Origin of the sequence: Psychromarinibacter sediminicola, from assembly GCF_029168335.1 — a bacterium.
Taxonomy (GTDB): Bacteria; Pseudomonadota; Alphaproteobacteria; order Rhodobacterales; family Rhodobacteraceae; genus Psychromarinibacter; species Psychromarinibacter sediminicola.
The window spans coordinates 1-23,565 of sequence record NZ_JARGYC010000026.1; the positions used below are offsets into that span (position 1 = coordinate 1).

Genomic DNA, 23,565 nt, shown 5'->3' on the forward strand with positions numbered 1-23,565 from the left:
CCCCCCTGGCGTATTTCCAACGAGAAGAAGGGGCGGGGGATCGCGCGGGTCATGGGTCAGCCGAACATGTCTTGAAAGCGGGTGCGATAGAGGGCGGAGAGCTCTTCGAGCGGGGCGGAGACGCCGCCGTAGTTGACGTCCTGGCCGCCGAAGCGGCCGACCGTCTCGATATGCACGCCGGCCCGGCCGGCGGCGACCATCAGCGCCTCGGCCTGGTCGAAGTTGCAGGCGACGAGGTAGCGGCCCTGGTCCTCGCCGAAGAGCTCGTGCGTCTCGGCGCTGTGCAGGACGACGCCGACTCCGGCGGCCTCGGCCAGCTCGAAGGCCGCGAGCGCCAGGCCGCCGTCGGAGAGGTCGGTGCAGGCGGTGATCCAGTCGCGGCGGGCGCGGATGAAGTCGCCGTTGCGGCGTTCGGCGTCGAGGTCGACGGGCGGCGCGTCGCCGTCGGCGCGGTTGAAGACCTCGGCCAGGAGCGCCGACTGGCCCAGGTGGCCCGCGGTTTCGCCGACGACGAGGGCGACGTGGCCCTCGCGGACCTGGCCGTCGATCAGCGCGTCCTCGTCGGGGATCAGGCCCACGGCGCCGATCGTCGGGGTGGGCAGGATCGCGACGCCGTCGGTTTCGTTGTAGAGCGACACGTTGCCCGACACGATGGGCATGTCGAGGGCCGCGCAGGCGGCGCCGATGCCCTTGATGGCGCCGACGAGCTGGCCCATGATCTCGGGCTTTTCGGGATTGCCGAAGTTGAGGTTGTCGGTCGCGGCGAGCGGCTTGGCGCCGACGGCGGTGAGGTTGCGGTAGGCCTCGGCGACGGCCTGCTTGCCGCCTTCCTTGGGGTTGGCGCGGACATAGCGCGGCGTCACGTCGGAGGTGAAGGCGAGCATCTTGCCGGTGTCGTGGACCCGCACGATTCCGGCGCCGCGGCCGGGGCCGCGGACGGTGTCGGCCATCACCATGCTGTCGTATTGTTCGTAGACCCATTGCTTGGCGGCGTAGTTCGGGCTGCCGATCAGGGCCTTCAGCGCGTCGATGGGGTCGATCTGGGGGACGTCGGCGAGGGGCTCGGCCGGCGGCGTCTCTGCCCACGGGCGGTCGTATTCCGGGGCGGCCGAGGACAGCTCCGACAGGGGCAGGTCGGCGCGGGTCTCGTTGCCCTGGACGATCAGGAAGCGGTCCTCGGCGATGGTCTCGCCCACGACGGCGAAGTCGAGATCCCATTTCTCGAAGATGGCGCGCGCCGCGTCCTCCTTCTCGGGCTTCAGCACCATCAGCATCCGTTCCTGGGATTCCGACAGCATCATCTCGTAGGCGGTCATCGCGTCTTCGCGCTGCGGCACCGCGTCGAGGTTGAGGCGGATGCCGAGGCCGCCCTTGTCGCCCATCTCGACGGCGGAACAGGTGAGGCCGGCCGCGCCCATGTCCTGGATCGAGATCACCGCGCCGGAGGCCATGAGTTCGAGGCAGGCTTCCAGCAGGCGCTTTTCGGTGAACGGGTCGCCGACCTGGACCGTGGGGCGTTTCTCCTCGATGGTCTCGTCGAATTCGGCCGAGGCCATGGTGGCGCCGCCGACGCCGTCGCGGCCGGTCTTGGCGCCGAGATAGACGACGGGCATGCCGACGCCGGAGGCGGCCGAGTAGAAGATCGCGTCCGCATCGGCGAGGCCGGCGGCGAAGGCGTTGACCAGGCAGTTGCCGTTATAGGCCGCGTGAAACCGGGTCTCGCCGCCCACGGTGGGCACGCCGAAGCAGTTGCCGTAGCCGCCGATGCCCTCGACCACGCCATGCACCAGCTGCCGGGTCTTGGGGTGGTCCTTTTCGCCGAAGCTCAGCGAGTTCATCGCGGCGATCGGGCGGGCGCCCATGGTGAAGACGTCGCGCAGGATGCCGCCGACGCCGGTGGCGGCGCCCTGGTAGGGTTCGATATAGGAGGGGTGGTTGTGGCTTTCCATCTTGAAGACGACCGCCTGGCCGTCGCCGATATCGACCACGCCCGCGTTCTCGCCGGGGCCGCAGATGACCTGCGGGCCGTCGGTGGGCAGGGTGCGGAGCCATTTCTTGGACGATTTGTAGGAACAGTGCTCGTTCCACATCGCCGAGAAGATCCCGAGCTCGGTGAAGTTCGGCGCGCGGCCGATGATCTGCACGATCCGCTGGTATTCGTCGGGGGTCAGCCCGTGGGCTGCGATCAGGTCTTCGGTGATCTCCGGCTCTTGCATCTGTGTCCCTCTGCGCCCGTCGCGGGGCTTTTAGGGCAGTCCGACGCAAAACGAAAGCCGCCGCGGCACAGGGCCGGGCGGCTTCGGGGGGCGCGGCCGGAGCGCGCGTCTCAGTCGGTCGGGCCGGGGCCGTTCTGCGGCCGCTGCGGCGCGACCAGGGCGGCCTCGGTCACCTTGTCCATGATCTCGGCGCCGTCGATCTCGGCAGTGCCGGCGGTTGCCCGGGAGCCGGCTGCGGCCTCGTCCTGCGGGCTGGGCAGGAGCGCCTCGACGCCCGCGACCTTGCCGGCGGTCCAGCCGGATTCGACGGCCATCGCCGCGCCGGCGAAGAGCGTCGAGAGGGCGGCGCCCTGCAACAGGTGTCTTGCGGTCATGCCGTGTGCCTCGTTTCGCGTTGCGGTTGTGCCATGCCCCGCGCGGTGCGGGACATGGCGGTACTGCGGTTCCGTGCGGGCCGCACGGCGCGGCTTCAGTTCGCCTGGGCCTCGATCTGCGCGTTGATCGCGCTCACGAACTCGGCGCGCGACATGGCGAGCTCGTAGCTGCCCTCGGCGTCGGCATCGGCCCGGATGCGCACGCGCTCGACCGGCAGGCCGAGGCTGTCGTTCAGCGCGATGACCAGGGCGGTTTCGCCGTTGGACAGGGTCTGGACCTCGTCGACGGTGCCGATCGCCTGGGCATCGGCGGACATCACGACATTGGCCTCGGCGGAGGTGCCCTCCATCGCGCCATCGGCCATCTCGCCGGTCTGGGTCATCACGCCGGTCGCGGTCTCGCCGGTTTCCTGCATGGTTTCGCCCACTTGCTGCGCGAGCGCGGAGCCCGCCAGAAGAGTCGCCAGCGCGGTGCTGCAAAGGATCGTCTTGCCGTATTTCATCGTTCCCTCCGTGATTGGATCGTGGTTGGGATATGTCCGGCCCGCAGCGCGGCGGACCGTCTTGCGGGGCCCCAACTGCCACACGTGACATTGCGTTCAATGGGTCCGAGCGCAGACAGCGGGATCGCGCTTGGTGCGCCCGGCCGGTCCAGCGGAAACCCGCGGACGGGCTTGACGGGAGGAGCTGCGCGAGTCGGTGCGGTCGCCGGGAGCGGCGCGAAAAAAAAGGCCGGGCAAGACGCCCGGCCAAGTCCAACAGGGAGGTAAAGACCCGACGGCGAAATGATAATGCCGCCGCGTCTTCAGTGGGCAGATATGCCCGTGATGCTTCCTATTCAAGCAAAATGAGAACGCTGCGCTGCATTGCCGCTATGCCACAGTTGCATGGCTGACACAACTTATGCGGCGGTTTCGTCCGTCTTGGACTTGCGATACGCGATGATTTCTTCGGTCACGAAGTCGCGGAATGCGGCTATGCGCTTGGAATTCCTCAACTCTTCCGGGTAGGCGAGGAACACCGGCACCTCGTTCGACTCCACGTCCGGCAGCACGCGCACCATGTCCGGGAAATCCTGCAGCAGGTAATCGGGCAGCAGCCCGATCCCGAGGTTGTTGAGCACGCCCTGCAGCACCCCGAAGTAGTTGTTCACGGTCAGCAGCGAGCGGATGTCGTGGGTCATCAGCTCTTCGATCATCGCCGCCCCGGCGGAGACCTGGTGCGCCGTCGGGCTTTGACAGATCAGGCGGTGATTGCCGATATCGGCCAGCGTGCGCGGGGTGCCGGCGGAGTCGAGATAGGCGCGCGAGGCGTAAAGGCGCATCCGCACGCTCATCAGCCGGCGGCGGATCAGGTCGGCCTGGCTGGGCTCTTTCATGCGGATGGCGACGTCGGCCTCGCGCATCGGCAGGTCGAGCACGCGCTCCTCCAGCATCAGGTCGATCTTGAGATCGGGGTATTTGGAATAGAGCGCCGTGAGACGCGGCGCCAGCCAGAGCGTGCCGAAGCCGGTGGTGGAGGTGACGCGCAGCTCGCCGAACACCTCTTCCTTGCTGTCGCGAATCCGCGCCTCGGCGGTGTCCAGGCGGCGAACCATGGCGGAGGTCGCGTCGAACAGAAGCTCGCCCTGTTCGGTGAGAATCAGGCCGCGCGCATGGCGGTGGAACAGGACGGCATTCAGGCTGTCCTCGAGCGCGCGGATCTGGCGGGAGACCGCCGACTGGCTGAGATGCAGCGCCTCGCCCGCATGGGTGAGAGAGCCGGCATCGGCCACCGCGTGAAAGATTCTTAGCTTGTCCCAGTCCATAGTCCCGCCGAATGCATGCTCGTGAATTGTATACCGTCCGATTGTTACGGACCGGTTAGGCTTAACCTGCCCCTCGGGGCAACCGGTAAAATCATTTTGTAGGTCAGTTTTTGTGACCTATAATGCGACTATATACGAAGAAGCGCGGGAGGCGAGCGACAATGCGGCACGACGTGACGCTTCAGGATCGGTTCGATCTGGACAAATCCCCGGTTCTTCTGAACGGGACGCAGGCGCTGGTGCGACTGATGCTGATGCAGAAGGCGCGGGACCGCGCGGCGGGGCTGAACACCGCCGGCTATGTCACGGGCTATCGCGGCTCGCCGCTGGGCGGGGTCGACATCACCATGGCCCGCGCGCGCGACGTGCTGGAGGCCGCGGAGGTGACCTTTCAGCCCGGGCTGAACGAGGATCTCGCCGCCACCGCGCTGTGGGGCACGCAGCAGGCCGAGCTGCGCGGCGAGGGCACGCATGACGGCGTCTTCGGGCTTTGGTACGGCAAGGGGCCGGGCGTCGACCGCTCCGGCGACGTGATGCGGCACGCCAACATGGCCGGCTCTTCGCGGAACGGCGGCGTCATCATGGCGATGGGCGACGACCACACCGGCGAAAGCTCGACCGTCTGCCATCAGTCCGACTGGGCGATGGTGGATACCTACATGCCGGTGCTGTCGCCGGCCGGCGTGCAGGAAATTCTCGATTACGGGCTCTACGGCTATGCGCTCAGCCGGTTTTCCGGGCTGTGGTGCGGGCTGAAGCTGATGAAGGACACGGTGGAGGTGACCGCCGTGGTCGACGGGCGGCCGGACCGGATGCGGTTCGTCACGCCCGACTTCAAGCTGCCCGAGGACGGGCTGAACATCCGGCTGGGCGACCACTGGATCCCGCAGGAAGAGCGGATGATCCGCTACAAGAGGTTCGCCGCCGAAGCCTTTGCGAACGCGAACGGAATCGACAAGCGGGTCTGGGGCAAGCCGGGCGCGAAGATCGGCTTCGTCGCGGCCGGCAAGAACTGGCTGGACCTCAGCCATGCGCTGTCGCTCCTGGGTATCGACGCGGCCGAGGCCGAGCGACTGGGGATCACCACCTACAAGGTCGGCCAGACCTGGCCGATGGACATGGTCGGCTTCCACGACTGGGCCGAGGGGCTGGAGCTGATCGTCGTCGTGGAAGAGAAGCGCAAGCTGATCGAGGTGCAGATCAAGGAGGCGATCTTCGACGACCGCCGCGGCCGGCGGGTCTATGGCTGGTACAAGGGCGGCGCGGGCAACATGCATCGAGACGAGCTGTTCCCGACGCATTACGCGCTGGACCCGGTGATGATCGCCGAGCGGATCGGCGACATCCTGGTCGAGGAAGGCCGCGGCACCGACCGCGTAAAGGCCGGGCTGCAAAGCATTGCCGAGGCGAAGACATCCGACAACGCCGAGGATCTGGCGGCGCGGCTGCCATATTACTGCGCCGGCTGTCCGCACAACACCTCGACCAAGGTGCCCGAGGGCAGCCGCGCCTATGCCGGGATCGGCTGTCACTTCATGGTGCAGTGGATGGACCGCGAGACGACGGGCTTCACCCATATGGGCGCCGAGGGCGCGAACTGGGTCGGCGAGGCGCCGTTCTCCAAGCGCGAGCACGTGTTCCAGAACCTGGGCGACGGCACCTACAACCATTCGGGCGTCCAGGCGATCCGCTTCGCGCTGATGGCCGGGACGAACATCACCTACAAGATCCTCTACAACGACGCGGTCGCGATGACCGGCGGGCAGGGCAACGACGGCGGGCTGACGGCCGACCAGATCGTGCGCGAGTTGCAGGCGATGGGCGTGCGCAACGTGGCCGTCGTCTACGACGAGAAGGAGGAGATCGACCTGTCGGTCTTCCCGAAGGGCGTGCCCACGCATGAGCGCGCCGAGATGCCGGAGATCCAGGAGAGGTTCTCGAACTACAAGGGCGTGTCGGCCATCGTCTACATCCAGACCTGTGCGGCCGAGAAGCGGCGGCGGCGCAAGCGGGGCAAGTTCCCCGATCCCGACAGCCGAGTGTTCATCAATACCGATGTCTGCGAGGGCTGCGGCGATTGCGGGGTGCAGTCGAACTGCGTCGCCATCGTGCCGGAAGAGACCGAACTGGGGCGGAAACGGGCCATCGACCAGTCGTCGTGCAACAAGGATTTCAGCTGCCTGAACGGGTTCTGCCCGTCCTTCGTGACCATCGAGGGCGGTGCGTTGAAGAAGGCCGCCACGGTGGAGCTGGACGTGGGCGCGTTGCCCGCGCCGGAGCTGCCGAAGATCGACGGCACCCATAACGTGGTGGTCACCGGGGTCGGCGGCACCGGCGTGGTGACCATCGGCGCCGTGATGGCGATGGCGGCGCATCTGGACGGCAAGGGCGCGGGCATGATGGAGATGGCGGGCCTCGCCCAGAAGGGCGGCGCGGTGCATATCCATTGCCGGCTGGCGGAGCGGCCCGAAGATATCTCGGCGATCCGCGTGGCGACCGGCGAGGCGGATGCGCTGATCGGCGGCGACCTGGTGGTGAGCGCCGGGGCGAAGACGCTGGGGCTGACCCGGCCGGGGCGGACCGGCGCGGTGGTGAACAGCCACGAGATCATCACCGGCGAGTTCACCCGCAACACCGAATTCCGCTTGCCGTCCGAGCGCTTGGCGCTGTCTCTTGAAGCGCGGATGAAGGACCGGCTGACGCTGTTCGACGCCTCGGAGCTGGCGAAGGCGGCGATGGGCGACACGATCTATTCCAACATGATCATCTTCGGCGCGGCCTGGCAGAAGGGGCTGGTGCCGATCGCCGAGGACGCGATCCTGCGGGCGCTGGAGCTGAACGGCGCGGCGGTGGAGGCGAACAAGCGCGCCTTCGAGATCGGGCGCTGGGCGGTGCTGAACCCGGAGAAGGCCGACCGGTTGGCCGCGTCGGAGGTGGTGGAGAGACCGAAGACGCTGGACGAAAAGATCGCCTATCGGGCCGAGCGCCTTGTCGACTATCAGTCGAAGCGGCTGGCGAAGAAGTATCGCAAGGCCGTCGAGCGGTTCGAGGATCCCAGGCTGCGCGAGGCGGTGGCGAAGGGCTATCACAACGTGCTGGCCTACAAGGACGAGTACGAGGTCGCGCGACTGCTCCTGTCGACCGAAGAGAAGGCGCGGGCGGAGTTCGAGGGCGACTTCCGGATGAACTACCACCTGTCGCCGCCGGTCCTGGCGAAGACGGGGCCGGACGGGCGCCCGATGAAGAAGCGCTATGGCCCCGGCATGGCGCGGGCGTTCCGGCTGCTGGCGCGGCTGAAATGGCTGCGCGGGACGCCGTTCGACCCCTTCGCGCGGCTGCCCGAACGCAAGATGGAACGCGCCCTGATCCGGCAGTACGAGGCCGACATGGAGACGCTGCTCGCCCACGGCGACCGGAACCCGGACGCGGCCGTGGCGCTCGCGGAATTGCCGTTGCAGATCAGGGGCTTCGGCCCGGTGAAGGAGGCCAATGCGGCGACGGCGGAGAAGCGGCGCGAGGAGCTGCTGGCCGCCCTGAAATCCGGCGACGCGCCGCTGAGCCGGGCGGCCGAATAGCCGGCGGTCTCGCGTCACGGAATCGTTGCAGGCGCGTTACATACTGCGCGGCACGGAACCCGAGTCGTGGTATCCTGCGGCGGCGCAGGCCTGGAGGCAACGCGGATGGCATTCAAGCGCCACATCGCACGGGACATCAGCTATGCCAGCTCGGCACAGTCCAAGAGCGGCCGGGCCATCATCCGCCTGCTGGAAAACGCGACCGGCCGGCTGCATCTGATCCGGCGGGCGAACGGCTATGACCTGGAGGTCGCGGACGGGCGCGACTTCTGGCAGGTGATGATCGACCGCTACGGGCTGAGCCTGGACGTGGTGGCCGGCAGCCTCGACGACATCCCGCGCGACCAGCCGCTGATCCTGATCTCGAATCATCCCTACGGCATCCTCGACGGGCTGATGATGGGGCATATCCTGAGCCTGACGCGGGGCGATTTCCGGATCCTGGCGCATCGGGTGTTCCGCAAGGCGGAGGAGCTGAACCGGATCGTCCTGCCGATCTCCTTCGACGAGACGAAAGAGGCGCTGCGCCAGAACGTCGAGACGCGGAAGACGGCGCTGGACTACCTGGCCAACGGCGGCGCCATCGGGGTGTTTCCGGGCGGCACCGTGTCCACCGCGCCGAAGCCCTTCGCGCAGCCGGCGGACCCGGTCTGGCGCAATTTCACCGCAAAAATGATCGCAAAATCGGATGCCGCCGTGGTGCCGGTCTTCTTCGACGGGCACAACTCGCGGCTGTTCCAGATCGCCAGCCATTTGCACTACACGCTGCGCATGGCACTGCTGATCAAGGAGTTCCGGATGCGGGTGGACGAGCCGGTGAAGATCGCCGTCGGCACGCCGATCCCGCAGGACGACCTGGACCGGCACCGCGGCGACACGAAATCCATGATGGATTTTCTCCGCCGGCAGACATATGCCCTGTCTCCGAAACCGCTCAAATCCGGCTACGGGTTCGAGTTCGAGGAGAAATACAGGGCATAAATGGCCGTCGGCATCTTCGATTCCGGTCTGGGCGGGCTGACCGTTCTGGACGCCGTCACGCGGGCGCTGCCCGACGTGGCCTTCGTCTATTATGGCGACAACGCGCATACGCCCTATGGCGTGCGCGAGAGCGCGGACATCTATGACCTGACCACGCGCGGGGTTCAGCGGCTGTTCGATGCCGGCTGCGACCTGGTGATCCTGGCCTGCAACACGGCGAGCGCGGCGGCGCTGCGGCGGATGCAGGAGGGCTGGGTGCCGCGGGACAAGCGGGTGCTGGGCGTCTTCGTGCCGCTGATCGAATCGCTGACGGAACGGCACTGGGGCGACAACAGCCCCCCGCGCGAGGTGAAGGTGAACCACGTCGCGCTGTTCGCCACGCCGACCACGGTGCGCAGCCGCGCGTTCCAGCGGGAACTGGCCTTCCGCGCCATCGGCGTCGACGTCGAGGCGCAGTCCTGCGGCGGGCTGGTGGACGCCATAGAGGAAGGCGACATGATCCTGGCCGAGGCGCTGGTGCGGTCGCATGTCGAGGCGCTGTTGCGCAAGATGCCCGACCCGGATGCGGCGGTGCTGGGCTGTACCCATTATCCGCTGGTCGAGGACGTGTTCCGCGACGCGCTGGGGCCGCGGGTGGACGTCTATTCGCAGCCCAACCTGGTGGCGGCGAGCCTGGCGGATTATCTCAAGCGGCACCCGGACATCGCCGGCGCGGGCGGCGAATCGCTGTTCCTGACGACGGGCGATCCGCTGAAGGTGTCGAACCAGGCGACGCGGTTTCTGCGACGAAAGATCGGATTCGTGCCCGCGTGAATTGCGGGCGGCCGCGTTCGACCCTAGATAATCCCGGAAATTCGGAGGGTTCCGACCCATGACCCACAATATCGCCATCCTCGGTGCGTCCGGCTATACCGGCGCCGAGCTTGTCCGGCTGATCGCCACCCACCCGACGATGCGGATCGCCGCGCTGTCGGCCGACCGCAAGGCGGGGATGGAGATGGCCGAGGTCTATCCGCATCTGCGGCACCTGGACCTGCCGAGGCTTGTGACGATCGAGGAGATCGACTTCGCCGGCATCGACCTCGTGTTCTGCGCGCTGCCGCATGCCACGTCGCAGGCCGTTATCAAGGAGTTGCCGCGCGATATTAAAGTGGTCGACCTGAGCGCCGACTTCCGGCTGCGCGACCCGGCGGAGTACCAGAAGTGGTACGGCCAGCCGCATGCCGCGCCGGATTTGCAGAAGGAAGCCGTCTACGGCCTGACCGAGTTTTACCGCGACGAGATCCGGGGCGCGCGGCTGGTGGCCGGCACCGGCTGCAACGCGGCGACGGGGCAGTTCGCGCTGCGACCGCTGATCGCGGCGGGGGTCGTGGACCTCGACGACATCATCGTGGACCTGAAGGCGGCGGCCTCCGGCGCCGGGCGGTCGCTGAAGGAGCATCTGCTGTTCTCGGAGCTGTTCGAGAACGTGATGGGCTATGCGCTCGGCGGCACGCACCGGCACCTGGGCGAGTTCGACCAGGAATTCTCGAAGATCGCCGGGCGCAAGGTGGAGATCCAGTTCACCCCGCACCTGATCCCGGCGACGCGGGGCATTCTGGTGACGGCTTACGTGAAAGGCGAGGCGGACGCGGTGCATGGCGCGCTGGCCAAGGCTTACGCCGAGGAGACGTTCATCGAGGTGCTGCCGATGGGCAAGGCGCCGTCGATGAAGGACGTGCGCGGCTCGAACTTCTGCCATATCGGCGTGGCGGCGGACCGGCGGCCGGGGCGGGCGATCGTGGTGGCGACGCTGGACAACCTGACGAAGGGATCGTCGGGACAGGCGGTGCAAAACGCGAATTTGATGCTGGGTGAGCCGGAAACGGCGGGACTGATGGGCGCACCCGTCTTCCCTTGATGCGTTTGCGCTGTATCAATGCGCGAACGCTCCGGACCTGTGATATGGTCCGGCGCGAACCTGGAGGATGCGATGGCAGGACTGAAGAACCTGAAGAAACGCCGGCGGGTGCAGGTGATCCTGGTGGCGGCGGTGGCGCTGGCCCTGTCGACGGCGATGATCGGCTACGCGATGCGGGACGGCATCAACTTCTTCCGCGCGCCGACACAGGTGGCCGAGGAGCCGCCCGCGCCGAACGAGGTGTTCCGGCTGGGCGGGCTGGTCGAGACGGGCACGCTGGTGCGCGGACAGGGCGAGGTGATCACCTTCAAGGTGACCGACGGGGGCGCATCGATTCCCGTCAGCTACGCGGGCGTGCTGCCGGACCTGTTCGAGGAGGGCCAAGGCATGATCGGCACCGGTCGATACGTGAACGGTGTCTTCGAAGCCTCTGAAATCCTTGCGAAACACGACGAGACCTATATGCCGAAAGAGGTCACGGACGCGCTGAAGGACCAGGGCGTTTACCAGGACCCGAACGGCTAGGTACGCGCTTCTTAACCGTTTTTCACCAGACTTCCCCGCGCATTTACCAATGGGCGGGGTTTTCCTTTCATGAAATCGGTTGAACAGATCGCGGACGAGATCATTGCCCGTGAGGGCGGCTATGTGAACGACCCCGACGATCCCGGGGGCGCGACGAAATTCGGGGTCACGATCGGCACGCTGAAGGCGCTGCGGATCGACAATGACGGCGACGGCGACACGGATGCCGACGACGTGAAGCTGCTGAGCCGCGAGCAGGCGCGCGACATCTTCGTGCGCGACTACTTCCACCGGCCGCGCATCGGCGCGCTGCCGGAGGCGATCCAGGCCAGCGTCTTCGACATGTATGTCAATTCCGGTGCGAATGCCGTGCGGATTTTGCAGCGGCTGCTCAACGACATGGGCCATGGCGTCCAGGTCGACGGCGCGATCGGGCCCGAGACGGTCGCCGCGGCCGAGGCGGCCTGGCACGCGGCGCCCAGGCACCTCGCGGATGCCTACGGGATCGCGCGGCGCAATTTCTACTATTCCATCGCCGACCGCCGCCCGTCGAGCCGCAAGTTCGCGACGCGCCGCGACGGGGGCAAGGGCGGCTGGATTCGCCGGGCGGAAGAGTTCGTCTCGCCCCGCTACCACCTGACCGAGGCCGAGCATCGCCGGAGGGTCGCGCAATGGGACTGATCGAGGGGCTTTTCAGTTTTTTGTTCGGAGGCGGCCGCAACGTGGTGAAGGAGACCGTGGAGGTGTTCCGCGAGAACGCGGAAAAATCCGGTCAACGCGAAGCCGATCTGCGCGCCGCGACATTGGAGCAGTTCGCCAAAGAGTTCCTGGTGCCCCGGAAGGGGATCTTCGACCGGGCGATGGACGGGCTGAACCGGGTGCCGCGCCCGGCGCTGGCGATGGGCACGCTGGGGCTGTTCGTCTCGGCCATGGTCGACCCGATCTGGTTCGCCAGCCGGATGCAGGGCATCGCGCTGGTCCCCGAGCCGCTGTGGTGGCTGCTGGGCGCGATCGTGAGCTTCTACTTCGGGGCGCGGCACCAGACGAAGAACCAGGATTTCCAGCGTTCCATCACCGAGACCCTGATGCGGGCGCCCGAGGTGCGGCAGAATATCGGGGCGCTGATGGCGCTGAATTCCGGCGCGGGCGAGACGGGGCCGGAGGCGCCTCCGAAGGGCGCGGGCCCGAATCCGGCGCTGGAGGACTGGAGGCAGGCGGAATGACCGAGGAATGGCGCAGAAGCATCGAGAAGCGCCTGCAAAGCCTGGAGCTGCGCGACGCGGTGGACGAGGTGCACCGGCTGAACGTCGAGGACCGGCTGTCGGGGATCGAGGAGGCGCTGAAATGGCTCGTCCAGGTGATCCTCGGCGCGCTGGTGACGGGGGCCATCGCCTATCTGATCGCCGGGGGCGTCGCGCTGCCCGGAAAAGCGTGATCCTGTGATCCGAAAAACCCGGTAAACCCTGCGCGACATGCGCGCGCAGGGAATTGGCGCGGGCGCGGTGCGGGTCTATACACGGGGCCATGATCGTAGAGCTTGGCCACTTCGCCCTCATCCTCGCCTTCGCCGTGTCCATGGTGCAGGCGATCGTTCCCATGATCGGCGCCCACAGGGGCTGGCGCGGCTGGATGGCCGTGGCCGAGCCGGCCGCCAGCGCGCAGTTCTTCCTGGTCGCGCTGTCGTTTCTGGCGCTGACCTATGCCTTCGTGACCTCGGACTTCTCGCTGCGGCTGGTGGTGGCGAACTCGCACACCGACAAGCCGATGCTCTACAAGATCAGCGGCGTCTGGGGGAACCACGAGGGCTCGATGCTGCTCTGGGTGCTGATCCTGACGCTGTTCGGCGCCTGCGCGGCCTGGTTCGGGCAGGGGCTGCCGCCGACGCTGCGGGCGCGCGTGCTGGGCGTGCAGTCGGCCATCGGCACGGCGTTTTTCGCCTTCATCCTGTTCACCTCGAACCCGTTCACCCGGCTGCAGACGCCGCCGATGAACGGCGAGGACCTGAACCCGCTGTTGCAAGATCCCGGGCTGGCGTTCCACCCGCCGTTTCTGTACCTCGGCTATGTCGGGCTGAGCATGGCGTTTTCCTTCGCCGTCGCCGCGCTGATCGAGGGGCGGGTCGACGCCGCCTGGGCCCGCTGGGTCCGGCCCTGGACGCTGGCGGCCTGGCTGTTTCTGACCATCGGCATCGCGCTCGGCTCCTGGTGGGCCTATTACGAGCTGGGCTGGGGCGGCTTCTGGTTCTGGGATCCGGTGGAGAACGCCTCCTTCATGCCCTGGCTGATCGCGGCGGCGCTGTTGCACTCGGCGATCGTGGTGGAAAAGCGCGAGGCGCTGAAGTCCTGGACGATCCTGCTGGCGATCCTGGCCTTCGGCTTCTCGCTGATCGGCACGTTCATCGTGCGCTCGGGCGTGATCACCTCGGTCCACGCCTTCGCCAACGACCCCGAACGCGGCGTGTTCATCCTGGCGATCCTGGCGGTCTTCGTGGGCGGCGCGCTGACGCTCTATGCCGCGCGGGCCGCGGCGATGGAGGCGAAGGGCGTGTTCAGCATGGTCAGCCGGGAAACCGCGCTGGTCATGAACAACATCCTGCTGGCGGTGGCGGCCTTCGTCGTGTTCATCGGCACGGTCTGGCCGCTGATCGCCGAGATGGCGTTCGACCGCAAGCTGTCGGTTGGCCCGCCCTTCTTCGAGGCGGCCTTCACCCCGTTCTTCGTGGCGCTGGCGATCATCCTGCCCGTGGGCGTGCTGATGCCCTGGAAACGGGCGCGGCTGCCACGGGTGATGCAGCCGCTCTGGGGCGTCTTGGCGCTGGCCATCGCGGCGGGGGCGCTGACCTGGGCGATGCAGACCGGCCGCTCGGCGCTGGCGCCCATCGGCATGGTCCTGTTCGTCTGGGTGCTCGGCGGGGCGGCGATGGATATCGCCTCGCGCACCGGGCGCGGCGACTGGGCGTCGCGGCTGCGCCGGCTGCGCAACCTGCCGCGGGCCGACTGGGGCCGCGCCACGGCGCATTCCGGCCTGGGCATCACCATCTTCGGCATCGCCGCGCTGATGGCCTGGGAATCCGAGGATATCCGCGTGGCCACGGTGGGCGAGCCGTTCGAGGTGTCGGGCTACGAGATCACCCTGACCAGCGTCGACCGGGTGCAGGGCCCGAACTACAACGCGATCCAGGCGGTGATGCGGGTCGCGCGCGACGGGCGCGAGGTGGCGGTGCTGCGCCCCGAGAAGCGGTCCTATCCGGTGGCGGCGATGCCGACGACCGAGGCGGCGATCGACAACGGCATCTTCCGCGACATCTACCTGGTGATCGGCGATGCGCAGGACGAGGGCGGCTGGGCCGTGCGCACCTATATCAAGCCCTTCGCCAACTGGATATGGGCCGGCGCCATCGTCATGGCGCTGGGCGGCGGGCTGTCGCTGTCCGACCGGCGCTATCGCGTGGCCGGCGGGGCGCGCAAAGCGGTGCCCGGCGCGGTGCCGGCGGAATGAGGCGGGCGATGCGGAGCGTTCGCGGGATCGTGCTGGGGCTGGCCATGGCGATGCTGGCCGTGCCGGCCGCCGCCGTGCAGCCCGACGAGATGCTCGACGATCCGGCGCTGGAAGAGCGGGCGCGCGAGATTTCCGAGGATCTTCGCTGCCTGGTCTGCCGCAACGAGAGCATCGACGAATCGAACGCCGATCTGGCCCGCGACCTGCGCCTTCTGGTGCGCGAGCGGCTGGTGGCCGGCGACACCGACGAGGAGGTCGTCGATTTCATCGTCGCCCGCTACGGCGAGTTCGTGCTGCTGAACCCCACGACGCGGGGCGCCAACCTGGTGCTGTGGATCGCCGGGCCGGTGGGTCTGATCGTCGCGCTCGGCGTGGCCTTCGTCTACCTGCGCCGCCGCGGCCGCGCGTCCGAGCCGGCAGAGTCGCTGTCGGCGGAGGAACAGGCGCGGGTCGACCGGATTCTCAAGGGCTGACGGCGCGTCTCCCTTTTCCTCCGGCCGATCCCGGTTATGCTCGCCCGCGATCTGCCGGAGGAGTGCGCATCATGGAATACGAGACGATCACGCTGGCCTCGGACGAGGGCGCCACGGTCATCACGCTGAACCGGCCGGAGGTGATGAACGCCCTGAACACGCAGATGCGGGCGGAACTGCTGCACGCCTTCAAGGAGGCGGAGCAGACGTCGCGGGTGGTCGTGCTGACCGGCACCGGCGACCGCGCCTTTTGTTCCGGGCAGGATCTGGGCGACCGGGTGAGCGCGGCGAATGTCGACCTCGAACGGACCCTGCGCGACGAGTACGAGCCGATGCTGCGGGCGATCTACGATTGCCCGGTGCCGACGATCGCGGCGGTCAACGGCACGGCGGCGGGGGCCGGGGCCAACCTGGCGCTGGCCTGCGACGTGGTGATCGCCACCGAGTCGGCGAATTTCTTGCAGGCCTTCACGCGGATCGGGCTGATGCCGGATGCGGGCGGGACCTATTGGCTGCCGCGGCAGATGGGCTTTGCCAAGGCGATGGGCGCGGCCCTGTTCGCCGAGCCGATCTCGGCGCGGCAGGCGGCCGACTGGGGCATGATCTGGGAGGCGGTGCCGGATGCCGATTTCGCCGCCCACTGGCAGGAGCGGGCGGCGAAGCTCGCCAACGGGCCGACCGTGGCGCTGTCGAACACCAAGCGCGCGATCCGGGACAGCTTCGAGAACGGGCTGACGGGGCAACTGGCGCTGGAGTCGCAGCTGCAGGGCGATTGCGGCCGGACGCGCGATTTCCAGGAGGGCGTGATGGCGTTCCTCGAAAAGCGGCCGCCGCATTACGAGGGGCGCTGACCGGCCGGCGTCATGCGTCAGTCGTCCGGGCCGCCTCGCGTCGCGAAGTCGCCCATCTCGCCCTGGGAAAACACCAGGGGCGCCCCCTCGCGCCACGTGGCGCGGCTGACATGAGCCACGACGATGCCGTGATCGCCGCCGTCATGCGTGGCCACCGTGTCGCATTCGAACCGCGCAAGGCAGCCGTGGATCAGCGGCACGTCATGGGCGTTCAGCGCCCAGTCGAGCCCGTCGAAGGCGGTGCCGTCGCGCGAGAACCTCGCGGCGATGTCTTCCTGTTCGGCGCCGATCACGTGGATGGCGAAATGCGCCGCCTCGGCAAAGGCCGTGTACCGCCGCGAGAACTTGGCGGGCGCCCACAGCACCAGAGGCGGGTCCAGGGACACGCTGGCAAAGCTGTTCGCCGTGATCCCCAGCGGGCCGATCTCGCTGTCGGTCGTGACCACGGTCACGCCGGTCGCGAATCGTCCCAGCGCGTCGCGAAAGGCGCGCGTGGTATCGGGCCCGGGAACGATCTCCTGCATGTGGCGGTCCGCCTCCTCCGCATGTTTTCCCCGGAGCCTTAGAGCCTCTCGCCGCCGTGTAAAGCCGCATTCCGACCGGTGTGCGGATGACCGGGCGTTTCGTCGGCGAGCAGCGCTGACCGGTTTGTTCGATATGTGATAAAGGTCGGACTGGGATTGCTTGTTTGGTGAGGCTTGTCGGGGCGACCTGTGTATCGCGAACGGCCGCGCACGGATTTTTGCGATTCGCCGGGAATGGGATCGAAGTCTGCCAAAACGTGCGAGCCGTAGGAAAATGGATTCGGTGGCTTACCAGAACAATGGATTACGCGATGCAGATGTCGCCATTGTGTAAGCCGATGCATGGCGCCCTCGGGACGACGCGCACGCTCGGTCCTTTTTCGGCGGTCCTCGATGTGCCGCGCCTGTCTGTGGCGCGCGATGCGGAATGCCGGATTGTCGGATCACGACAATATTCGAAATCTGATTTGTCGGATCAGTGCAATTCCGGCCTGCCTCCGCGACGCCGACGGCTCCGCATCTCTGCCGGACCCCGACCGCTCCGGCCGGATAGGCGGCCGTGGCCGAAATCGCTTGAGACCCGGACGGCGCGGCGCTAGCGATAGGTCAAGCGACGCGAGGGAGGCAAGCGACATGGAAATTTCGGCGGCGACGGCGGCTGTCGTGACCGGGGGCGCGTCGGGACTGGGCGCGGCGACGGCGGAAATGCTGGGGGGCGCCGGGGCCCACGTGACCGTTTTCGACATGAACGAAGAGGCGGGCGCGGCCAAGGCGCAGGAGCTGGGCGGCGCGTTCTGCAAGGTCGACGTCTCGGACCCCGAAAGCGTGGCCGCAGGCATCGCAGAGGTGCGGGCGGCGGGCCGCGGGCTGCAGGTGCTGGTCAACTGCGCCGGGATCGGTCCGGCGGCGAAAACGGTCTCGCGCGGGGCCGCGCACGATCCGGCGCTGTTCGCCAAGGCGATCAACATCAACCTCGTCGGCAGCTTCAACTGCGCCAGCCAGGCCGCTGTTCTGATGAGCGAAAACGACCCCGTCACCGAGGACGGCGAGCGCGGCGTCATCGTGCATACCGCCTCGGTCGCCGCCTATGACGGGCAGATCGGACAGGTGGCCTATTCCGCGTCGAAGGGCGGCATCGTGGGGATGACCCTGCCGATGGCGCGGGATCTCAGCCAGTTCGGCATCCGCGTGGCGACCATCGCCCCCGGCATCTTCCTGACGCCGCTCCTGGCCGGATTGCCGCAGGAGGTGCAGGATTCGCTGGGCCAGCAGGTGCCGTTCCCCAAGCGGCTGGGCGATGTGGGCGAGTTCGCCGCGCTGGCCCGCCACATCCTCGAGAACCCGATGCTGAACGGCGAGGTGATCCGGCTTGACGGGGCCATCCGCATGGCGCCGAAGTAACCCGAAACGGCCTTTAAGGAACGTTCCAAGATGTTCATCGGACTCGATCTCGGCACTTCCGGGCTGAAAGGCATCCTGCTCGACGAGGCGCAGCGGATCGTGGCCGAGGCGACGGCGCCGCTGACGGTCTCGCGGCCGCAGGGCGGCTGGTCGGAGCAGGATCCGGCGGACTGGATCGCGGCGGCGGAGGCGGTGTTCGACGCGCTGTCGCAGGCGCACGATCTGGGCGCGGTGGCGGCGATCGGGCTGTCGGGGCAGATGCATGGCGCGACGCTGCTCGATGCGGCGGACCGGGTGCTGCGGCCGTGCATCCTGTGGAACGACACCCGCAGCTATCGCGAGGCGGCGGAGATGGATGCCGTGCCGGCCTGGCGTCGGGTGACCGGCAACATCGTGTTTCCTGGCTTCACGGCGCCAAAGCTCGCCTGGGTGAAGAGCCACGAGCCGGACACATTCAAGAAGGTCGCCAAGGTTCTGTTGCCGAAGGATTATCTTCGACTGTGGCTGACCGGCGACCATGTGGCGGAAATGTCGGACGCGGCCGGCACCAGCTGGCTCGACACCGGCGCGCGGGATTGGTCCGACGACCTGCTGGCGCGGACGGAGCTTGGCCGGGACCACATGCCGCGGCTGGTCGAGGGCTCGGAGGTCTCCGGGACGCTGCGCGCCGAGTTGGCGGAGCGCTGGGGGCTGCGCGCGGAGGTCGTCGTGGCCGGCGGCGGCGGTGACAACGCGGCCTCGGCCATCGGCGTGGGCGTGGTGCAGGCCGGGCAGGCCTTCGTCTCGCTGGGCACCTCGGGCGTGCTGTTCGCGGCGAACGAGGGGTATCGGCCGGACCCGGAGACGGCGGTCCACACCTTCTGCCACGCGCTGCCGGGAACCTGGCACCAGATGGGCGTGATCCTGGCGGCGACGGACGCGCTGAACTGGTTCGCGGGGCTCGTGGGGCAGGATGCGGCGGCGCTGACCATCGGGCTGGGGCCGCTGCAGGCGCCCGGCAGCGCGCGGTTCCTGCCGTATCTGGGCGGCGAGCGGACACCGCTGAACGACGCAGCCATCCGCGGCGCGTTCATCGGGCTGGAGCACGCGACCGACTGGGCCGCGGCGACGCGCGCCGTGCTGGAGGGCGTGACCTTCGCGATCCGCGACTGCCGCGACGCGCTGGCGGCGACGGGGACCGAGATTCACAGCCTGCTGGCGGTGGGCGGCGGCTCGCGGTCGGACTACTGGCTGAGCGCCGTGGCCACCGCGCTGGACACCTCGGTGGACCTGCCGGTGGCGGGCGACTTCGGCGGAGCATTCGGCGCGGCGCGGCTGGCGATGATGGCGGCGACGGGCGGGGGCGCGGAGCTTGCGCCGCCCCCGGAGATCGCGCGGACGATCGAGCCCGAGGCCGGGCTGACGGCGGCCTTCGACGAGGGCCACGCCCGCTACCGCGCGGCACAAACAGCGATACAGGGGCTGACATGACCGACTTCTTCAAGGACATTCCGAACATCGCCTATGAAGGCCCTGATTCGGATAATGAATATGCCTTCCGCCATTACGACCCGGACGAACAGGTCGCCGGCCGGCGGATGGAGGATCACCTGCGGTTCTCGGTCGCCTACTGGCACAGCTTCGCCTGGGAGGGCCAGGACCCGTTCGGCGGGCGCACCTTCGACCGGCCGTGGTTCGGCGACGGGATGGAGAAGGCCAGGCTCAAGGCCGACGTGGCCTTCGAGATGTTCCAGATCCTGGGCCAGCCGTTCTTCTGCTTCCACGACCTCGACGTGCGGCCGGAAGGCGAGAGTTTTGCCGAGAGCGCGCGGAACCTCGAAGAGATCACCGACTACTTCCGGAAGAAGATGGCCGAGACGGGCACACGGCTGCTCTGGGGCACGGCCAACATGTTCACGCATCGGCGGTTCATGAGCGGCGCCTCGACCAACCCCGACCCGGACGTCTTCGCCTATGCCGGCGCGACGCTGAAGGCGGCGATCGACGCGACCCACAAGCTGGGCGGAGAGAACTATGTTTTGTGGGGCGGCAGAGAGGGTTACGAGACGCTCCTCAACACCGACCTGGGCCGCGAGGCGGACCAGTACGCGGCGATGCTGTCGAAGGTCGTAGACTACAAGCACAAGATCGGCTTCGAGGGCACGATCCTGATCGAGCCGAAGCCGCAGGAGCCGTCGAAGCACCAGTACGACTACGATGTCGGCACGATCTACGGCTTCCTGAAGCGCTACGGGCTGGAAGACGAGGTGAAGCTGAACATCGAGCAGGGCCACGCGATCCTGGCCGGGCACAGCTTCGAGCACGAGCTGGCGCTGGCGGCGAGCCTCGGGATGCTGGGCTCGATCGACATGAACCGCAACGATTACCAGTCGGGCTGGGACACCGACCAGTTCCCGAACAACGTGCCCGAGGTGGCGCTGGCCTATTACGAGATCCTGAAGATGGGCGGCTTCACCACCGGCGGCACCAATTTCGACGCCAAGCTGCGGCGGCAGTCGCTGGACCCGGAAGACCTGATCCTCGCGCATGTCGGCGCGATGGACGTCTGCGCGCGCGGGCTGAAGGCGGCGGCGGCGATGCTGGAAGACGGCGAGCTGGAGCGGCGGCGCGAGGAACGCTATGCCGGATGGCAGGGCGAGAAGGCGAAGGAATTCCTGACCAGGGAAACCTCGCTGGAGGACCTCGACGCCTATATCCGCAGCGGCGTGGAGCCGGAGCCGCGCTCGGGCCGGCAGGAGCGGCTGGAGAACCTGATCAACCGGTATGTCTGAGACGCGGGGCGGTCAACGAGGCCCTGCGACCCGGTCCAAGACGGAACGGCGCCCGGCGCCGTCCCGCGACCGAAACGGTCCAACCCGGGCGTCGCACGGTTAAGCGAGGGTTTCGATTCGGTCCAAACGGTGGCCGCCCGGCCGCCATGCCGTCCCGCGCGGCACTTCTAACGATTTGACGCAGGGTCGCGATGCGCTAAGCCTGTCTGCGGGGAGGTGTGGCCTTTTCAGGCGCGGCCGACTGGCGCTATCTGACGCCGGTCGCGCGACGAAAGGAATTGGACAATGGCCTTGGACGGCATCACGCCTCAGGAACTCCGCGATGCGGTGTTGTGGCATCTCACCTACACGCTGGGCAAGGACCCGGGCCACGCCAGCCTCTACGACTGGCGCATGGCGATGTCGTTTTCGCTGCGCGACCGGATCGTCGAACCGTGGTTCGACTCCACTCGGCTGACCTACGAGACCGGCGCCAAGCGGGTCTATTACCTGTCGCTGGAATTCCTGATCGGCAAGATGCTGAACGACGCGGCGACCAACCTGGGCCTGCGCGACGTGGCGGAACGCGCGTTGGAGGGGCTGGGCCCGCGCTTTGACGAGCTGGTCGCCGACGAACCCGACGCGGCGCTCGGCAATGGCGGGCTGGGGCGGCTGGCGGCCTGTTTCATGGAATCGCTGGCGACGCTGGGCGTGCCGGCGCATGGCTACGGCATCCGCTACGAACACGGGCTGTTCCGCCAGCGGTTCGAGGGCGGCCGGCAGGTGGAAACCCCCGAGGACTGGCTGAAGCAGAAGCACCCCTGGGAGTTCGAACGGCCCGAGGTGGCCTATGAGATCGGCTTCAAGGGCAGCGTGCATGGCGACAGCTGGAGCCCGGGCGAATCCGTCATGGCGACGGCGCATGACATGCCCATTGTCGGCTGGCAGGGCAAATGGGCGAATACCCTGCGGCTCTGGGCGGCCGAGTCCACCAACCTGCTGGATCTCGACCGGTTCAACGCGGGCGACTACACGGCGGCCGCCGAGCCCGAGGCGCTGGCGCGCACGATCAGCCGCGTGCTGTACCCCGACGACACCACATATGCCGGCAAGGAGCTGCGGCTCAAGCAGGAATACTTCATGGTTTCCGCGGCCTTGCAGGACATTCTTCGCAGGTATTTCGTGACCCAGACGGACCCGCGGCAGCTTCATAAGCATGTCGCGATCCAGCTGAACGACACCCATCCCGCCATCGCCGGGCCCGAGCTGATCCGGCTTCTGATGAAGCGCGGCCTGACCTTCGAGGAAGGCGCCGGCGTGGCCGAGCGGGTGCTGAACTACACCAACCACACGCTGTTGCCCGAGGCGCTGGAGCGGTGGTCGACCTGGCTGATGGGCAACGTGCTGCCGCAGCACATGGACCTGATCGAGCGGCTGGACGACCGCCACCGCAAGGCGCATCCGGACCGGCCGAAACATGTGGGCATCGTGCAGAACAACGAGGTGCATATGGGCAACCTCGCCTTCATCATGGCCAACAAGGTGAACGGCGTCTCGGCGCTGCACACCGATCTGGTCAAGGAGACGGTTTTTGCCGACCTGCACGCGCTGCATCCCGGGCGGATCGTGAACCAGACCAACGGCGTCACGCCGCGCCGCTGGCTGAAGCTGGCCAACCCGGCGCTGGCGACGCTGATCACCGACACCATCGGCGAGGGGTGGGAGGCCGATCTGGACCGGTTGCAGGAGCTGGAGCCGCATATCGGCGACAACGGCTTTGCCACGGCCTTCGGCGCGGCGAAGCGCGCCAACAAGGTGGCGCTGTCCAACTGGATCGGCGAGACGACGGGGATCGCCACCGACCCCGACGCGATCTTCGACATCCAGATCAAGCGGATCCACGAGTACAAGCGGCAGTTGATGAACATCCTGCAGACCGTCGCGCTGTGGCACCGCATCCGGCAGGATCCCGACGGCGACTGGGTGCCGCGGGTGAAGATCTTTGGCGGCAAGTCCGCGCCGGGCTATGCCGTCGCCAAGGAAATCGTCCATTTGATCAACGACGTGGCGGCCGTCATTAACGCGGACCCGCAGGTGAAGGGGCTGCTGAAGGTGGTCTATCCGCCGAACTACAACGTCTCGATGGCCGAACGCCTGATCCCCGCCGCGGACCTGTCCGAACAGATCAGCACCGCCGGCAAGGAGGCCAGCGGCACTGGCAACATGAAATTCGCCCTGAACGGCACGCCTACCATCGGCACGCTGGACGGCGCGAACGTGGAAATCCGCGAGCGGGTCGGGGCGGAGAACTTCTTTCTGTTCGGCATGACGGCGGACGAGGTCGTCGCCCGCCGCCGGATCCCCGACCACGCGCGGCTGGCGATCGAGGCCAGCCAGACCCTGCGCGACGTGTTGCAGATCGTGGCCGAGGGCCGGTTCAGCCCGGACGACCCGGACCGCTATCACGGCATCGTCGACCGCATGTGGCACCACGACTATTTCCTCGTCGCCTCCGATTTCGACGCCTTCGACGCGGCGCAATCGAGGGTGGACTCGGCGTGGCGCGACCCTGCAGGGTGGCAGCGGATGGCGGCCTTGAACACCGCCCGCGTGGGCTACTTCTCGTCAGACAGGACGATCCGTGGTTACATGGCCGACATCTGGGACGTGACGCCGGCGAGTTAGCGGGC

At 67.7% G+C, this 23,565-nt stretch carries 20 protein-coding genes; 15 read left to right on the top strand and 5 right to left on the bottom strand.

What is annotated here, in order from left to right; translation table 11 throughout:
- Window positions 1-56 precede the first annotated feature (56 nt).
- From purL to P1J78_RS11370, 4 genes are all read right to left on the bottom strand, one after another.
- On the bottom strand, window positions 57-2,216 hold the full coding sequence (purL, locus tag P1J78_RS11355; protein WP_275567473.1) for a phosphoribosylformylglycinamidine synthase subunit PurL: 2,160 nt from the start codon (window positions 2,214-2,216) through the stop codon (window positions 57-59).
- A gap of 110 nt (window positions 2,217-2,326) precedes the next feature.
- On the bottom strand, window positions 2,327-2,590 hold the full coding sequence (locus P1J78_RS11360) for a hypothetical protein (protein ID WP_275567474.1): 264 nt from the start codon (window positions 2,588-2,590) through the stop codon (window positions 2,327-2,329).
- A 95-nt stretch (window positions 2,591-2,685) separates the two neighbouring features.
- A complete protein-coding gene (locus P1J78_RS11365) occupies window positions 2,686-3,093 on the bottom strand; it encodes a hypothetical protein (protein WP_275567475.1) in 408 nt (135 codons plus the stop codon).
- Between the two features lie 398 nt (window positions 3,094-3,491).
- Window positions 3,492-4,397 carry a LysR family transcriptional regulator gene (locus tag P1J78_RS11370; RefSeq protein WP_275567476.1) on the bottom strand — a complete coding sequence of 302 codons (906 nt, stop codon included), beginning with the start codon at window positions 4,395-4,397 and terminating at the stop codon, window positions 3,492-3,494.
- A gap of 161 nt (window positions 4,398-4,558) precedes the next feature.
- On the opposite strand from P1J78_RS11370, the gene P1J78_RS11375 reads away from it, so the two are divergent.
- The 11 genes from P1J78_RS11375 (at window position 4,559) to P1J78_RS11425 (ending at window position 16,200) form a co-directional block, all read left to right on the top strand.
- Entirely contained in the window at window positions 4,559-7,972 is a 3,414-nt protein-coding gene (locus P1J78_RS11375; RefSeq protein ID WP_275567477.1) for an indolepyruvate ferredoxin oxidoreductase family protein, read from the top strand.
- A 105-nt stretch (window positions 7,973-8,077) separates the two neighbouring features.
- The gene (locus P1J78_RS11380) at window positions 8,078-8,953 is read left to right on the top strand and encodes a lysophospholipid acyltransferase family protein (protein ID WP_275567478.1); all 876 of its coding nucleotides are present in this window, start codon (window positions 8,078-8,080) and stop codon (window positions 8,951-8,953) included.
- Window positions 8,954-9,766 carry a glutamate racemase gene (locus P1J78_RS11385; RefSeq protein WP_275567479.1) on the top strand — a complete coding sequence of 271 codons (813 nt, stop codon included), beginning with the start codon at window positions 8,954-8,956 and terminating at the stop codon, window positions 9,764-9,766.
- 58 nt (window positions 9,767-9,824) lie between these two features.
- Window positions 9,825-10,853, top strand: a complete 1,029-nt coding sequence (gene argC, locus P1J78_RS11390; RefSeq protein WP_275567480.1) for an N-acetyl-gamma-glutamyl-phosphate reductase — start codon at window positions 9,825-9,827, stop codon at window positions 10,851-10,853.
- Between the two features lie 72 nt (window positions 10,854-10,925).
- Entirely contained in the window at window positions 10,926-11,378 is a 453-nt protein-coding gene (ccmE, locus tag P1J78_RS11395) for a cytochrome c maturation protein CcmE (RefSeq protein WP_275567481.1), read from the top strand.
- A gap of 69 nt (window positions 11,379-11,447) precedes the next feature.
- Entirely contained in the window at window positions 11,448-12,059 is a 612-nt protein-coding gene (locus P1J78_RS11400; protein WP_275567482.1) for a holin-associated N-acetylmuramidase, read from the top strand.
- Complete coding sequence (locus tag P1J78_RS11405) at window positions 12,050-12,601, top strand: holin family protein (protein WP_275567483.1); 552 nt, start codon at window positions 12,050-12,052, stop codon at window positions 12,599-12,601. Before P1J78_RS11400 ends, P1J78_RS11405 begins: the two co-directional genes overlap by 10 nt.
- Window positions 12,598-12,813 (top strand): pseudouridine synthase, encoded by a 216-nt coding sequence (locus P1J78_RS11410; RefSeq protein ID WP_275567484.1) that lies wholly within the window; start codon window positions 12,598-12,600, stop codon window positions 12,811-12,813. The genes P1J78_RS11405 and P1J78_RS11410 overlap by 4 nt, the downstream gene beginning before the upstream one ends.
- Before the next feature lie 89 nt (window positions 12,814-12,902).
- Complete coding sequence (locus tag P1J78_RS11415; RefSeq protein ID WP_275567485.1) at window positions 12,903-14,876, top strand: heme lyase CcmF/NrfE family subunit; 1,974 nt, start codon at window positions 12,903-12,905, stop codon at window positions 14,874-14,876.
- Window positions 14,877-14,884: 8 nt separating this feature from the next.
- Complete coding sequence (locus P1J78_RS11420; protein ID WP_275567486.1) at window positions 14,885-15,349, top strand: cytochrome c-type biogenesis protein; 465 nt, start codon at window positions 14,885-14,887, stop codon at window positions 15,347-15,349.
- Between the two features lie 71 nt (window positions 15,350-15,420).
- Entirely contained in the window at window positions 15,421-16,200 is a 780-nt protein-coding gene (locus tag P1J78_RS11425; RefSeq protein WP_275567487.1) for an enoyl-CoA hydratase-related protein, read from the top strand.
- A 17-nt stretch (window positions 16,201-16,217) separates the two neighbouring features.
- Here P1J78_RS11425 and P1J78_RS11430 read toward each other — a convergent pair whose 3' ends face one another.
- On the bottom strand, window positions 16,218-16,724 hold the full coding sequence (locus tag P1J78_RS11430; RefSeq protein WP_275567488.1) for a flavin reductase family protein: 507 nt from the start codon (window positions 16,722-16,724) through the stop codon (window positions 16,218-16,220).
- A gap of 633 nt (window positions 16,725-17,357) precedes the next feature.
- On the opposite strand from P1J78_RS11430, the gene P1J78_RS11435 reads away from it, so the two are divergent.
- From P1J78_RS11435 to P1J78_RS11450, 4 genes are all read left to right on the top strand, one after another.
- Entirely contained in the window at window positions 17,358-18,125 is a 768-nt protein-coding gene (locus tag P1J78_RS11435) for an SDR family NAD(P)-dependent oxidoreductase (protein ID WP_275567489.1), read from the top strand.
- 30 nt (window positions 18,126-18,155) lie between these two features.
- Window positions 18,156-19,595: a xylulokinase gene (gene xylB / locus P1J78_RS11440; protein WP_275567490.1), complete on the top strand. Its 1,440-nt coding sequence runs from the start codon at window positions 18,156-18,158 to the stop codon at window positions 19,593-19,595.
- Complete coding sequence (gene xylA / locus P1J78_RS11445) at window positions 19,592-20,896, top strand: xylose isomerase (protein ID WP_275567491.1); 1,305 nt, start codon at window positions 19,592-19,594, stop codon at window positions 20,894-20,896. Before xylB ends, xylA begins: the two co-directional genes overlap by 4 nt.
- A 285-nt stretch (window positions 20,897-21,181) precedes the next feature.
- Window positions 21,182-23,560 carry a glycogen/starch/alpha-glucan phosphorylase gene (locus P1J78_RS11450; RefSeq protein WP_275567492.1) on the top strand — a complete coding sequence of 793 codons (2,379 nt, stop codon included), beginning with the start codon at window positions 21,182-21,184 and terminating at the stop codon, window positions 23,558-23,560.
- The last annotated feature ends 5 nt before the right edge of the window (window positions 23,561-23,565 follow it).

Coding starts and splice junctions, on each gene's coding strand:
- purL (WP_275567473.1), bottom strand. CDS start 2,216: ATGCAAGAGCCGGAGATCACCGAAGACCTGATCGCAGCCCACGGGCTG.
- P1J78_RS11360 (WP_275567474.1), bottom strand. CDS start 2,590: ATGACCGCAAGACACCTGTTGCAGGGCGCCGCCCTCTCGACGCTCTTC.
- P1J78_RS11365 (WP_275567475.1), bottom strand. CDS start 3,093: ATGAAATACGGCAAGACGATCCTTTGCAGCACCGCGCTGGCGACTCTT.
- P1J78_RS11370 (WP_275567476.1), bottom strand. CDS start 4,397: ATGGACTGGGACAAGCTAAGAATCTTTCACGCGGTGGCCGATGCCGGC.
- P1J78_RS11375 (WP_275567477.1), top strand. CDS start 4,559: ATGCGGCACGACGTGACGCTTCAGGATCGGTTCGATCTGGACAAATCC.
- P1J78_RS11380 (WP_275567478.1), top strand. CDS start 8,078: ATGGCATTCAAGCGCCACATCGCACGGGACATCAGCTATGCCAGCTCG.
- P1J78_RS11385 (WP_275567479.1), top strand. CDS start 8,954: ATGGCCGTCGGCATCTTCGATTCCGGTCTGGGCGGGCTGACCGTTCTG.
- argC (WP_275567480.1), top strand. CDS start 9,825: ATGACCCACAATATCGCCATCCTCGGTGCGTCCGGCTATACCGGCGCC.
- ccmE (WP_275567481.1), top strand. CDS start 10,926: ATGGCAGGACTGAAGAACCTGAAGAAACGCCGGCGGGTGCAGGTGATC.
- P1J78_RS11400 (WP_275567482.1), top strand. CDS start 11,448: ATGAAATCGGTTGAACAGATCGCGGACGAGATCATTGCCCGTGAGGGC.
- P1J78_RS11405 (WP_275567483.1), top strand. CDS start 12,050: ATGGGACTGATCGAGGGGCTTTTCAGTTTTTTGTTCGGAGGCGGCCGC.
- P1J78_RS11410 (WP_275567484.1), top strand. CDS start 12,598: ATGACCGAGGAATGGCGCAGAAGCATCGAGAAGCGCCTGCAAAGCCTG.
- P1J78_RS11415 (WP_275567485.1), top strand. CDS start 12,903: ATGATCGTAGAGCTTGGCCACTTCGCCCTCATCCTCGCCTTCGCCGTG.
- P1J78_RS11420 (WP_275567486.1), top strand. CDS start 14,885: ATGCGGAGCGTTCGCGGGATCGTGCTGGGGCTGGCCATGGCGATGCTG.
- P1J78_RS11425 (WP_275567487.1), top strand. CDS start 15,421: ATGGAATACGAGACGATCACGCTGGCCTCGGACGAGGGCGCCACGGTC.
- P1J78_RS11430 (WP_275567488.1), bottom strand. CDS start 16,724: ATGCAGGAGATCGTTCCCGGGCCCGATACCACGCGCGCCTTTCGCGAC.
- P1J78_RS11435 (WP_275567489.1), top strand. CDS start 17,358: ATGGAAATTTCGGCGGCGACGGCGGCTGTCGTGACCGGGGGCGCGTCG.
- xylB (WP_275567490.1), top strand. CDS start 18,156: ATGTTCATCGGACTCGATCTCGGCACTTCCGGGCTGAAAGGCATCCTG.
- xylA (WP_275567491.1), top strand. CDS start 19,592: ATGACCGACTTCTTCAAGGACATTCCGAACATCGCCTATGAAGGCCCT.
- P1J78_RS11450 (WP_275567492.1), top strand. CDS start 21,182: ATGGCCTTGGACGGCATCACGCCTCAGGAACTCCGCGATGCGGTGTTG.